Origin of the sequence: Pseudomonas sp. GV047, from assembly GCF_003058245.1 — a bacterium.
GTDB classification, from domain to species: domain Bacteria; phylum Pseudomonadota; class Gammaproteobacteria; order Pseudomonadales; family Pseudomonadaceae; genus Aquipseudomonas; species Aquipseudomonas marginalis.
Window position 1 is genome coordinate 65379 of sequence record NZ_QCWA01000005.1, and the last position, 12378, is coordinate 77756.

General features: G+C 58.7%; 13 protein-coding genes and 1 tRNA gene. 10 read left to right on the plus strand and 4 right to left on the minus strand.

The window, feature by feature from the left end; translation table 11 throughout:
• Positions 1-238: 238 nt before the first annotated feature.
• From C8K58_RS13955 to C8K58_RS13965, 3 genes are all read right to left on the minus strand, one after another.
• A complete protein-coding gene (locus C8K58_RS13955; protein ID WP_108573853.1) occupies positions 239-913 on the minus strand; it encodes a hypothetical protein in 675 nt (224 codons plus the stop codon).
• A gap of 498 nt (positions 914-1411) precedes the next feature.
• Entirely contained in the window at positions 1412-2653 is a 1242-nt protein-coding gene (locus C8K58_RS13960) for a tyrosine-type recombinase/integrase (RefSeq protein ID WP_108573928.1), read from the minus strand.
• Between the two features lie 168 nt (positions 2654-2821).
• Positions 2822-2898: transfer RNA gene (locus C8K58_RS13965), tRNA-Met, on the minus strand.
• A gap of 86 nt (positions 2899-2984) precedes the next feature.
• On the opposite strand from C8K58_RS13965, the gene C8K58_RS32715 reads away from it, so the two are divergent.
• On the plus strand, positions 2985-3107 hold the full coding sequence (locus C8K58_RS32715) for a hypothetical protein (RefSeq protein WP_256592525.1): 123 nt from the start codon (positions 2985-2987) through the stop codon (positions 3105-3107).
• 151 nt (positions 3108-3258) lie between these two features.
• Here C8K58_RS32715 and C8K58_RS13970 read toward each other — a convergent pair whose 3' ends face one another.
• Entirely contained in the window at positions 3259-3810 is a 552-nt protein-coding gene (locus C8K58_RS13970) for an RNA polymerase sigma factor (RefSeq protein ID WP_065924015.1), read from the minus strand.
• Between the two features lie 262 nt (positions 3811-4072).
• Here C8K58_RS13970 and sctW point away from each other — a divergent pair, with 262 nt between their 5' ends.
• Genes sctW through sctS form a run of 9 tightly spaced genes read left to right on the plus strand, consistent with a single transcriptional unit; the run spans position 4073 to position 12368 of the window.
• Positions 4073-5161, plus strand: coding sequence for a type III secretion system gatekeeper subunit SctW (gene sctW / locus C8K58_RS13975; RefSeq protein ID WP_166655307.1), 1089 nt, complete (start codon positions 4073-4075; stop codon positions 5159-5161).
• On the plus strand, positions 5158-7251 hold the full coding sequence (gene sctV, locus C8K58_RS13980; protein ID WP_027606910.1) for a type III secretion system export apparatus subunit SctV: 2094 nt from the start codon (positions 5158-5160) through the stop codon (positions 7249-7251). Before sctW ends, sctV begins: the two co-directional genes overlap by 4 nt.
• Before the next feature lie 34 nt (positions 7252-7285).
• The gene (locus C8K58_RS13985) at positions 7286-8212 is read left to right on the plus strand and encodes an FHA domain-containing protein (RefSeq protein ID WP_108573929.1); all 927 of its coding nucleotides are present in this window, start codon (positions 7286-7288) and stop codon (positions 8210-8212) included.
• Positions 8209-9567: a FliI/YscN family ATPase gene (locus tag C8K58_RS13990; RefSeq protein WP_027606908.1), complete on the plus strand. Its 1359-nt coding sequence runs from the start codon at positions 8209-8211 to the stop codon at positions 9565-9567. The genes C8K58_RS13985 and C8K58_RS13990 overlap by 4 nt, the downstream gene beginning before the upstream one ends.
• Positions 9554-9982, plus strand: a complete 429-nt coding sequence (locus C8K58_RS13995) for a YscO family type III secretion system apparatus protein (protein ID WP_027606907.1) — start codon at positions 9554-9556, stop codon at positions 9980-9982. The genes C8K58_RS13990 and C8K58_RS13995 overlap by 14 nt, the downstream gene beginning before the upstream one ends.
• Positions 9979-10440: a type III secretion system HrpP C-terminal domain-containing protein gene (locus C8K58_RS14000; RefSeq protein WP_108573855.1), complete on the plus strand. Its 462-nt coding sequence runs from the start codon at positions 9979-9981 to the stop codon at positions 10438-10440. The genes C8K58_RS13995 and C8K58_RS14000 overlap by 4 nt, the downstream gene beginning before the upstream one ends.
• A complete protein-coding gene (locus tag C8K58_RS14005) occupies positions 10434-11447 on the plus strand; it encodes a FliM/FliN family flagellar motor switch protein (RefSeq protein ID WP_098480402.1) in 1014 nt (337 codons plus the stop codon). The genes C8K58_RS14000 and C8K58_RS14005 overlap by 7 nt, the downstream gene beginning before the upstream one ends.
• Positions 11444-12097, plus strand: coding sequence for a type III secretion system export apparatus subunit SctR (gene sctR / locus C8K58_RS14010; RefSeq protein WP_027606904.1), 654 nt, complete (start codon positions 11444-11446; stop codon positions 12095-12097). The genes C8K58_RS14005 and sctR overlap by 4 nt, the downstream gene beginning before the upstream one ends.
• 7 nt (positions 12098-12104) lie before the next feature.
• Positions 12105-12368 (plus strand): type III secretion system export apparatus subunit SctS, encoded by a 264-nt coding sequence (sctS, locus tag C8K58_RS14015; RefSeq protein ID WP_027606903.1) that lies wholly within the window; start codon positions 12105-12107, stop codon positions 12366-12368.
• Positions 12369-12378: the final 10 nt, after the last annotated feature.

Consider the following 12378-nt stretch of genomic DNA (forward strand, 5'->3'; position numbering starts at 1 on the left):
ATCCAGTGTTCGCGATGTCGCCACTCTGCGAGGGTACGACCAGGTATACGGAGGGCATATGCCAATTGGCCCGCCGAGAGAAGGTCGTCAGAAGCACTTGTTAAGTGCGAAGGGGGGAGCTCGGTTTTGGTAGTTACGGTAATTGAAACATGTGCGACACGGGTGTTCATGGCTGACTCCTGTTGTCTCTGTGATCAACAGGAGCGAATCTATTTACTCAATAGGAAGTGTGCACCGCTCACTTCCCGTTTTTTTTCTTCCGAGTCAGGACGCCGCCGGCGACCAAGATATTTCTGATTTGCTTTTCCTTCAGGCCAGCGCCTATTGCTGTGCCGACTATGCGCCCTGCAACACCGCGCTCCGTTCCGTTCCTAGATTTTAGCTCCTCCCCTTTTCTGCAAATAGCTGCGTCCCGATCTACGTGCAGGCCTTTTCTGACCTCGGCAGATTTAAGAATGCCTTTTCGCGATCTGGCATAGCGATCCGCAGTCACCGCGCCGCGACTAACTGCCACCCTTTCCTCTTCGGTGAGGTCCGGGTTCAGATATGCGATTGCGATAGTCATGTAGTTCCGAGCGTCACCCATGTAAATGGCGGCGGACTCTCTAGCTTCAATCTCTAAATGGGGGCAGCTCTGCCGATGATCGTTGACCGCTTCCAGGTAAATATGTGGCCATCTCATCAACTGTCGAGCGGCATGCGCCGGATCTCTCCTGCGTACATCGTCTTCAATCCGGTTAATCCATTCCCAAAGGATTTGGATTGATCGACAAGCGCGATCTATCGCGAGGGCGGCCACAAGCTGGGTGTCGGAAAAGCCCTTAGTATCGACACCGAGGCGGCTATCCCTTATAGCTTTCGCCAATCCATGGCTGGGATAGCTGTTGAAGCTCTGTCGGATGTTGAAAGCCATGTAGCTCACTCTAGAGGCAACCAGGCTCGCAACTGGATGCCAGCCTTGATCACTGACGTAAAATTCTTTCCAGAGATACCGCCCCTCATCGATCAGATCAAAAGCATCTGCGAAGCGCTCCGCGAACTCTGGATACAGAGCGCACTCCGTAAGTCGACTTGGAAGGTCGTCAGGATCTATCTCCAACGGATGCCCAAGAAGCTCCCTATAAGGCACTGATCACCCCCGCACCCCTCAGATAACTTGATGACCGCGCGATACACAAATCCCTCAAGAACCGCAGTGCAAGCGGCCTACAGCCGGGTATGGTGTGTGTGAGGTGTTCCATTTTTGGCGCTTTATGGGTGGAACACCTTTTTTGTGTGGAACACCAGGTGTTCCAGCTAAAACAAAAAGGTGTTCCACGTCTGTAGGCCACGTAATACGTGGCTTTCAGCGTTTGTGGAACACCTGGAACACCTGGAACACCGTTTTTTGAGGGGGTACGGAAATGCATCATTATTCAACCCCGCCAAAATGCCCTTCGATCACGTTACCTTTCTCTAGTCCATCGAGGTAATCGGCGTACCACTGCATCATCGTTGTACGCGGCGCCAGGTACTGGGCCTTGTTGTAAATTCCGCGCACGCCTGGTGCCTTGTGACTGAGTTGGGCCTCGATGTGGTCAGCATCAAATCGGTGTTCATTCAGGGCGGTGCTAGCGATGTGCCGAAACCCGTGGCCTGTCTGCCGACCTTCATAACCGAGACGGCGTAGAGCCATTAGAAATACCGTGTCGCTTCGAGGTTTGGTGCGGTCGCTTCTGCCAGGAAAGAGTAATGGGTAAGCGCCGGTCAGGACGTGCAGCTCTTTGAGGGCTTCAACGGCCTGACGGCTAAGTGGTACTAAGTGCTCGAGGCCTTTCTTACGGCCTTTGCGTTCCACTGGGATTGTCCAAAGTTTTTTATCAAGGTCGAACTCGTCCCAGCACGCTTCACGTAGTTCACTGGGGCGAACAGCGAGGAGTGTCAGCAAGCGCAAGCCCAGTTGCACATCTTTGGCGTGAGGGTAGGAGCGAATGGCGCGGAGGAGGGCGGGTAGTTCCTCAATGCTGACGTGGGCATAGTTTTCGGGCTTACCTGCCGAAAGGAATTTATGCACGCCATCAAGTGGGTTGTTTATCGCTCGGCCGGTTACCCGAGCCAGGTCATAGATGTCTTTGCAGTAGGCTCTGACTCGGCTCATCTGCTCAAGGATGCCTTGTCGTTCCATTCCGCGTAGCAGTTCCATCCACTCCATCGACAGAATGCCTGTGTATGGGCGATTGCCGAAGGTGGGGAACACATGGCGCTCCAACGCACCTAAGACCCGTTTGGCGGTACCGGTATCCCAGGAGTTGAGCCGCGAGCTATGCCACTCCCGTGCGAGTGGCTCGAACGTATTGTCATTTGCCGCTAGCTCAGCAGCTCGGCGAGCCTGTTTAGTCGCCATTGGGTTCTTGCCGTCGGCTGCGTCACTGCGCAGTACGGAAGCCTTCTGCCTTGCAAATGCGCCACTGACCTCTGGATAACCCCCGAGACCTAACCAGCTCCATTTACCAGCTGGCGTTTTGTAGCGCAGTTGCCAGGACTTTTGACCGTCGGGTTTTACGCGGAAGTACAGACCGTTGCCGTCCTGTTCCCGGTATTCCTTGGTGTCGGGCTCCAGGCTTGCCAGGACGGTGTCAGACAAGGGGCGGCGCTTGATTTCAGAACGCTTCATGGGCATGTATCCCCTGAGTTCTATTTTTTACCAAGGATACACAGGGGGATACACGGTGGGAAGGTATAGGGGTAGACAGAGGTGAACAGCCAGAAACAAGAAAGCCCGCACTAGGCGGGCTTCTTGAGGTGATTCATAGACTGCTGTAGACATCTATGGATCGGTACTTGGTGGCTACACAGGGACTTGAACCCCGGACCCCAGCATTATGAATGCTATGCTCTAACCAACTGAGCTATGTAGCCAAGTGGCGCGCATTATTCGCGTAGAACGGGAATGCGTCAAGCATTTATTTTGAATTTTTATCTACGCTTTCAATTGTTTATCGGAAATGAGCGAGTTGGGCGACGAGTGGTTGCTGATTCGCTTCTCCCGTGAAGAGACACCGATGACGCCGAGCAATCCTCGACCGCCGCGCAAACCTGCCTGCTGCTCCTGCTGGCAGCTGGACTGATCGCCCGAGAGGCGTGGGGCTGATGTTCGGTGTTGGTGGGATCGGTGCGGTACTGTCCGGAGGCTGGGCGATCTGCCTGGCACGTACGAAAGAGGTCTGGTTCGGTTGGGCAGATATCCCTGTCGCCCAACGCTTGGCCAGTCAACCGGATTTACGATTGAAACGGATTCTGGGTGGCGCGCTTGAGCTGTTCTCGTGCGCGCGACAGTCGCGAGCGAACGGTGCCGATGGGGATGTCCAATACGTCGGCTGTGTCCTGATAGCTGCCGTCGGTTTCCAGGGAGGCGTACATCGTCTTGCGCATTTCCGCCGGCAGGTGATCAATGGCGCTCAGGGTGTTCTCCAGGCGGCGGTTGATCTCAAACTCCCAATCCAGGTTGTTGTTTTCTTCCTGTCCATGCCACAACGATTCATCAAATTCGCAATGCACGGGTTTGGCATACATGCGCCTGAAGTGGTTGCGAATCAGGTTTTGCGCGATGCCGCACATCCAGGTGCTGAGCGAGGCGTTACCGCAGAAGCGCTCGCGGTTGCGCCAGGCCTCCAGGTACGTCAGTTGCAGAAGATCATCCGCATCTTCGGGGTTAAGTACGCGCTTGTGAATGAAGCGCCTGAGTTTTTTCTGCTGGTCGTCTGTCAGGTGATGCATGAATTGAGGCGAGCTGCCAACGAGGTGAGCTAAAGCTTCAATGGGGAGATTCATGTTTTTTTTCCTTAGGGTAGACGCAGTCGAGCGGGTGTCGACAGGTCCCCTTAGCACTCCCTGTGCCAATCGAAAAAAACACATAACTATATGATTTACATATATAAATATTTTTATTTGGTGGGTTTTTATGCAGTGATTTGCATGGGGCGCCTAAGGCTTTTGCAAGTTTTTTCAAATTCCTAGTGAGCACGGATTTTGATGGAACTGCATGGGGAGACGTTGCCACACAGGGAAACACTCTTCCTGTACTGGCGTGTCCATGGAACAAGTATCCAGTAAAACAACTGACCCTCGTAACGATGTGCGCACCCACCCCTCTGAGGGTGAAGCGGTTGTCAGCCATGCCTCAGCGCAAGTGCACACATCCGCGAAGGGCATCGATGAGCTTGCACATCTGTTTGGTCAGGAGGTGGAGCTCAACAGCCGGGCGCTGAACGAACGAAAGATGGTGGTACGCGTGCTCCCGGCCGAGCAGCTTGCGCAACTTTATGATCAGTTGGGCCATCCGGCCAAGAAAACCCTGGCTTTCCTCTCACTGCTCTTCAGGCAGCAATTGCAGGACAGACCGACTGTCGAAAAATTGCTGAAGCTTGCGGACGGGGACCCGGCGCGCGCGTTCGTGGTGCTCAAGCATGTGGTGGCCAAGGCAGACAGCGAGGGCCGCCCGTCCGACACTACGTTGGCGCGCGATGCAATTGCCAAGCTTGAGGCTCGTTTCAAAGGGGAGATCCAGGCCGGCCTGAACATTGCCTTGGCATTGCAGTCGGCCGGGGTCGACCCGCAGGAGCGCCAGGCACTGCGTGTGCTCTACTATGCCAGTGTGGTCACGCGCCAGTCCCTGTCGACGATGATGCAGGCTTTGCTGGGTGTATATGGTGGTGAGCAGTTCCACGTCGGGCTCAAGGTGATGCGTAAGGCTTTGGCGGATGACATCGCGGCCGCGGTGTCGTCAATGCCCACACCCCTGTTGCGCACTTTGCTGATGGGCCTGCGGGACTGCGGGCAACTGAGCAGCGTATTGGGCGGTTGTCACAAGCTGATCCAGCGCTTGAGTATCGAGCATAACGCCGTGAGCTTGTTGCAACGCCTGCTGGGGTATGCCGGCGCCGGTATCGCTGTCGATGAATTGCTGCGGTTGGGGGACGAACTGGGAGGCGGTCCGCTTGACCGTCAACTGATGTCCCTCAATGCCCTTTACCCTCTTTTTCAGCAATTTCCCCTGGCATTGTGGTCCGAAAAGCGAATACGTCTGGAAACCCTGCAGATCCTGCTGACGGTGATCGATGAACTGGACCGCGCCTTGCGTGGACCCACACGGTATGCCGGTGAACCGAGGCTGATGACGTGACCGCTCTGTCGGCCATCAACCGTGGGTTGCTCAAGGTGGCACAACGCGCCGAGGTGCTGGGCGCTGTGGTGGTCATGGCCATCGTATTCATCTTTATCGTGCCGTTACCCACCTGGCTGGTGGATATTCTGATCGCCCTCAATATTTGCATTTCGTGCCTGTTGATCGTGCTTGCGCTTTACCTGCCGGGCCCCCTGGCGTTTTCTTCGTTCCCCTCGATCCTGCTGTTGACCACCATGTTTCGACTGGCCCTGTCGATTGCAACCACGCGTCTGATCCTGCTGGAGCAAGACGCCGGCGATATCGTCGAGGCCTTCGGTAATTTCGTGGTGGGGGGCAACCTGGCGGTGGGAATGGTGATTTTCCTGATCCTGACCCTGGTTAACTTCCTGGTGATCACCAAGGGCTCGGAACGGGTGGCCGAGGTCGCGGCGCGGTTCAGCCTGGACGCCATGCCGGGCAAGCAGATGTCCATCGACAGTGACTTGCGTGCCGGCCTGATCGACGGCACGCAAGCGCGGGACAAGCGCGAGCAGTTGTCCCGTGAGAGCCAGTTGTTCGGTGCGATGGATGGGGCCATGAAGTTCGTCAAGGGCGACGCTATCGCGGGGTTGATCATCGTCGTGGTCAACCTGCTGGGTGGCTTCTCTACGGGCATGTTCCAGCACGGCTTGAGCGCCGCTGATTCAATGGCGTTGTATTCGGTGCTGACTATCGGTGATGGCCTGATTGCACAGATTCCGGCGCTGCTGATCTCCCTGACCGCCGGCATGATCATCACCCGGGTGGCGCCGGAGGGGCGCAAGGGCATCAGTAACATGGGGGCCGAAATTGCCCGGCAAATGACCAGCGAGCCCAAGAGCTGGATAATCGCTTCGGTGGGCATGCTCGCCTTTGCGATAGTGCCCGGTATGCCGACCGGGGTATTTATCCTTATTTCGCTGATAACCGGCACATTGGGGTATTACCTGATGCGCCAGCGTCAGCGAGAGGCAGCGCCCGCGGCCGAAGCCTCCGAAGCCGTGCGTCCCGAAGAGAACGGAAAAGAGGACTTGCGCGGGTTCGATCCGTCGCGCCCCTACCTGTTGCAGTTTCCCCCGGTTTTGCGTGGGACGCCTGAGGTGACGGAGCTTATTCATGGGATTCGCCAGTCCCGAAATGCACTGGTTGCCAATATCGGCCTGACCCTGCCGCCATTCGAGGTCGAGCTCGATGACTCGCTGGCCGCCGACGAAATGCGTTTCTGTGTGCATGAAGTGCCGATGGTCAAGGCCTCGGTTGTCAACTATCTGGCCGTTGAGCGTAACGCCTTGACGGTCGAGCCCGAGCATGGAATACCCGGGCTGGCCGAGCGTGATGAACAGGACTGGGTCTGGCTGGCACCGGATGATCCACTGCTCGACGATCCGCAACTGGAGCGCTTCACCGCGACCAGTCTGATCATCGAACGCATGAAGCAGGCCATGATGCTCAGCGGCCCGCAGTTCCTGGGGATCCAGGAGAGCAAGTCGATCCTCAGCTGGCTGGAGCACAACCAGCCGGAGCTGGTGCAGGAACTGCAGCGAATCATGCCGCTGTCGCGCTTTTCGTCGGTGTTGCAACGCCTGGCCAGCGAAGGTGTGCCGCTGCGGGCCGTACGGCTGATTGTCGAATCGTTGATCGAGTATGGCCAGCATGAGCGTGAACCGGAAGCATTGGCCGACTACGCGCGTATTGCGCTCAAGGCGCAGATTTTCCACCAGTACAGCGAGGCCGACGGCCTGCATGCCTGGCTGCTTTCACCGCATACGGAAAACATCCTGCGCGAGGCATTGCGACAGACCCAGACCGGGGTGTTTTTCGCGCTTGACGATGAGCACAGCGCTGCGTTGATCAGCCTGCTCAACCAGGCCTTTACCTTAAGGGCCAAGAGTAAAAGTGTGCTGTTGGTGGCGCAGGACCTGCGAAGCCCCTTGCGTACCTTGCTGCTGGAAGAGTTCAACCATGTCCCGGTGCTGTCGTTTGCCGAGTTGGGGAGCTCCTCCAAGGTCAAGGTGCTGGGGCGCATTGACCTGGGCCAGGACGAGCTGATGCGTGGTGCGGTGGCATGAGTATTCGGCCATGGCCAGCGTGGAGGTTGCGATGATGTTTGAGTTAAGGGTGCTTGATGGGCTGCGCCAGGGCGCTGCGTTGCCGTTATTTGGGGAGCGATGGAGTATTGGTGCGCACGCGGACGCTGACCTGATGCTGAACGATCCGGGAGTCGTCGAGCAGCATGCGTGCCTGCGGTTTATCGACGCCAACTGGTTGGTGCAGGCCGAAGCCGGACTGTTGCGAGACCCCGAAGGCCAGGTACTGGCGCAGATCGCCAAACTGGAACTGAATGTGCCGTTTACAGTGGGAGGGGTGCGGCTGTGCGTGACCTTGGCCGAGCAACCCTGGCCTCAACCCGCAGCCCCTGCTCCGGTAGCGCCGGTAGCGCCGGTAGCGCCGGTAGTGCCGCTAGCGGCCGATGTGCCTGCGCAGGTGATGACGTTATCGTCAATCTCGCCCTCCCAGCAGAAGCGCCTGATCAGCCTGGTGCTGGTGGTGACGGTAATCATTGTGGCAGTGGGCATGGTTTCCACTGGGGAGCGTGAGGCGCAGGCTTCGCTGATGCCGCCCGCGGTGCAGAAACAGGAATTGGCTTCGTCTTTTGAAGTACGCCAGCAGTTGTTGAAGATGCTCAGCGAGCGTGAGTTGAGTCAGCGGGTTACCTTGCAAGTGATCAATGACCAGGTGGCGCTCAATGGAGAGGTCTCACAGGACGAGGTGGAGCTGGTAGCACGCATGCTCAGCCGTTTTGGTGAGCAATTCGACAGCTCGGTGCCGGTGATCAGCCGTGTGCGTGTGCGCGACGGCACACTGCCATTCAGGATTGTGCAAATCGTCGGCGGGCCGAATGGTCACGTGGTCCTGGAAGAAGGCAGCCGACTGTTTGTGGGCGACGAAGTGGAAGGGCTGCGGCTGGTGCTGATCGACAACGGCAAAGTGGTTTTTGATGGTGCGCAGCGTTACGAGGTGCGCTGGTGAGTGCGGAACTGCAAGCTCGTCTGGACGCCTGGCAACAGCGTCAGGCCCAGTCACTGAGCACCTTTGCACCGGTGACGATGCGTGGCCGAATCCAGCGCGTCAACGGCATGCTGCTGCAGTGCCGGCTACCCCAGGCGCGTATCGGCGATTTGTGCCAGGTGGAAAAAAGTCCGGGCGACTACATGCTCGCCGAGATCATCGGCTTCGATCAGCAGGACGCGGTGCTCAGCGCCTTGGGTAATTTGGAAGGCGTGCGGGTAGGTGCTGGAGTGGAGCGCCTTGGGGTATCGCATCGAGTCCAGGTCAGCGAGGCCCTGTTGGGCCAGGTGCTGGATGGTTTTGGGCGGCCGATTACGGGGCAGGGCGTGAGTGCGTTTGTCGAGGCTGACTTACCGGATACCAGTGCGGTGTTGTGTGAAGCGCCGTTGCCCACTGAGCGGCCGAGGATTAACCGTGCACTGGCCACCGGCGTGCGTTCGATCGATGGCCTGATGACGATTGGCGAGGGGCAGCGTGTAGGCCTGTTCGCCGGGGCCGGTTGTGGCAAGACCACCCTGCTGGCCGAGATCGCGCGTAACGTCGAGTGCGATGTCATCGTGTTCGGCCTGATCGGCGAGCGGGGGCGGGAGCTGCGTGAATTTCTCGACCATGAGCTCGATGACCAGCTGCGCGCCAAGGCGGTACTGGTGTGCGCCACCTCCGATCGCTCCAGCATGGAGCGCGCCCGCGCCGCGTTCACGGCCACGGCATTGGCCGAAGGTTTTCGGCGCAAGGGGCAGCGGGTATTGCTGCTGATTGACTCCTTGACCCGTTTCGCCCGGGCCCAGCGTGAGATCGGCCTGGCTGCCGGCGAACCCCTGGGGCGCGGAGGTTTGCCTCCTTCGGTATACAGCCTGCTGCCACGACTGGTGGAGCGTGCCGGGTTGACGCGTGACGGTGTGATCACCGCGATCTATACGGTGCTGATTGAGCAGGACTCCATGAACGATCCGGTGGCCGACGAAGTTCGCTCGCTGCTCGATGGGCATATCGTGCTGTCCCGCAAGCTTGCCGAGCGTGGGCACTACCCGGCGGTGGATGTGTTGGCAAGCCTTTCACGGATCTTGAGCAACGTCGCGGAGCCGGAGGACATCCAGGCGGGTACGGCATTGCGACGGTTGTTGTCGGCGTACCAACAGATCGAGCTGATGCTCAAGCTGGGAGAGTATCAACCCGGCAGCGATGCCCTGACCGATCTGGCGGTGGACAGCCGTCAGGCGGTCGACGGGTTCCTGCGCCAGGACTTGCGTGTGCCTACGCCGATGGTGGCGACGCTGGAGCAACTTAAGGATCTGACCGCCCATGTCCCATTCTGATGTGCTTCTCGGTGAAGTCGAGACGTTGCGGCGCCTGCGCAGGCACAGGGCTGACCGCGCCGAGCGCGCCCTGCGTGAAGCCAGGCGCGCCCAGCAGGCCCTGCTTGCACATATCCAGCAGGCTAAGGATGCGCTTGAGCAGACTCGGCAGGAGGAGGCCCGGCAAAGTGCTGAATTGCTCAGTCAGCATCAGGGTCAGGTGCTGAGCCTCAAGGCCTTGAAATCCTGGGGCGCGCAGGAGCGCTCCCTATCTGCCAGTACTCAGCGGGAGATAGGCCAGTTGGAGGCGTTGCGGGGCCAGCAGGGGGAAAGCGAAAGTCGGGTTGGCAGCGCCCAGAAACACGTCACGGAGTGCCTGCGGCAGGTGGAAAAACTTCAGGAGTTATCCCTCTTACTGGCTCAGGAGCCGACATGACCCAGGTTTCAAATAAACCCACTGAGCGTCCGAGCCATCGCGAGCCGCGGGAGGAGCGTGAGCCGGGGGCCATGACAGCCGTGTCCATGGAACTCGGGCGATTATTCACTCAATTTTTTACTGGAGACGATGGCGGCGCTGGTGTGGGGACTGCCTTATCGGGCAAACAGGCGTCTACCGGTATAGCCCTGATCGAGGCGCTTGCCGAGCAACTGGCGCCTCGTGTGCAGGCTGCGTCGCAGTGGCCGTTGCAGGCGGTGCTGTACTTGCCTCGCCTGGGGCGGATCAACGCCAGCGTGCGCCGCGAGCAGGGCGCCTGGACGATCGAGCTGGAGGCGGAGCAGGACGCTACGGCGCGCTGGCTTTGCGGTGTACGCCAACAGTGCGAGGGTCGATTCGCGGGAGCGCTGGGGCTGCCGGTGAACTTGCTGATGCCCAGCGTCGGTTGCGCATGCTGATGCCGGCGCTGACCTTTCCCTTGATTAATAGCGATACGGTTGCCGCGCGCCGTCGATTGGGGCGCGGCCTGCGCCTGCCGTTCAAGGTGGCCGGGCAGGCCGGCGAGTTGCTGATTGAGCCCGGGCGTGCCCCAGCTGGCGGCAAGGCTTTGTGCTTTGAGACGGTGTGTGGCGTGCTGGCGCTTGTAGAAGCAGGGCCGTTGCTCAGTCTGCTGGGTGAGTGCCCGGTGACCCTGTCCCAGGTTGGCAACGATCCGGACTCCTGGTTCTGGGCCTTGTACCAGTACCACATGAGTCCCCAGGTGCGGGCGCTGCTGGGTTATGTGCGCTTGCTGGAAACGGATCGACCCAAGGGGTTTGGCTGCCGGCTCAGTGTGACCCAGGGGGCGTCCCGGGTTGAAGGCTACCTATGGTTGACCCCCCAGAGTTTCCTGGCCTTGTGTGAGGCAGGGCCTTGGCGCGCCACTGCGGCAGCTTTGCCGGCGCCGTTTCAACTGGCAATCGCCGTGACCCTGGGCCGCGTGCAGTTACCGATTGCGCAGGTGCGCAGCCTGCGTACCGGTGATGTGCTGGTGCTCGGCCCGTATTTTTTTTCCGCCCAAGGCAGCGGCTACGTGCAGGTTGGCAGGCAACGTTTGCATGGCCGCATTGACGATGACACCGGGCCGTTGTGCCTGACGCTTACTTCTATCGAGGACTCGTCTGTGGACGAACATTTTGCAGCGCCCCATTACTCGGCGCATGAGGATGATGAACCGGTCGTGGATGTATTTGGCCACGAACCATTCGATGAGTTGAGCATGGCGCTGAATGTGCGCTGTGGAACGCTGAACCTTACCTTGGGCGAACTGCGTAACCTCGCGCCCGGTTCGGTATTGGGCATTAGCGGTTACGCTCCCGGCATGGCCGGCCTGTATTACGGCGATCGGCCGATTGGCCAGGGGCAGTTGGTGGAAGTCGATGGGCGCCTGGGGTTGCAGTTGTCTCGCGTGATGTTCGGCCGATGAGTTTGCAGGGGATAGACCCCCTCATTCTGGCGGTATTCCTGGGGGCATTAACGCTGATGCCCATGCTGTTGATCGTCTGCACATCGTTCTTGAAGATCGTCATCGTGCTGATGATCACCCGCAATGCCATCGGTGTGCAGCAGGTACCGCCCAGCATGGCCATCAATGGCATCGCGTTGGCGGCCACGCTGTTCATCATGGCACCAGTGGGTTATGAGATCGCCGAGAGCGTCAAGGCATCGCCCCTGGACATGAGTAACGTGCAAACGTTTCTGCAGACGGGCAATGAGGCCATCACACCGTTACGCGCATTCATGCTGCGCAATGTGGACCCGGATATATTGACGCACCTGCTGGAAAACACCACGCGCCTCTGGCCTGCACAAATGGCGCAGGAGGTGCAACGCGAAGATCTGATCCTGGTGATTCCGGCTTTCGTGTTGTCGCAGCTGCAGGCAGGGTTCGAGATAGGCTTCTTGATCTATATCCCCTTCATCGTGATCGACCTGATTGTTTCCAACCTGCTGCTGGCGCTGGGCATGCAAATGGTCTCGCCGATGACCATTTCCCTGCCGCTCAAATTGCTGTTGTTCGTGTTGGTGTCGGGTTGGTCACGGTTGCTCGACAGCTTGTTCCTCTCCTATCTCTGAGTGGCGTATGGACCCGATTGTGCTGTTCAAGCAGGGCATGTTGCTGGTGGTGGTGCTGTCTGCCCCCCCATTGATTGTGGCGGTGGTGGTGGGGGTGCTGGTGTCTCTGGTGCAAGCATTGATGCAGATACAGGACCAGACGCTGCCTTTTGGCATCAAGCTGGTGGCTGTAGGGGTTACGTTGATCCTGACGGGGCGCTGGATTGGCGTGGAGTTGATCCAACTGATCAACTTGACCTTCGAAATGATTGGCCGCTCGGCCCGGAACTGAGGCCTCGCCC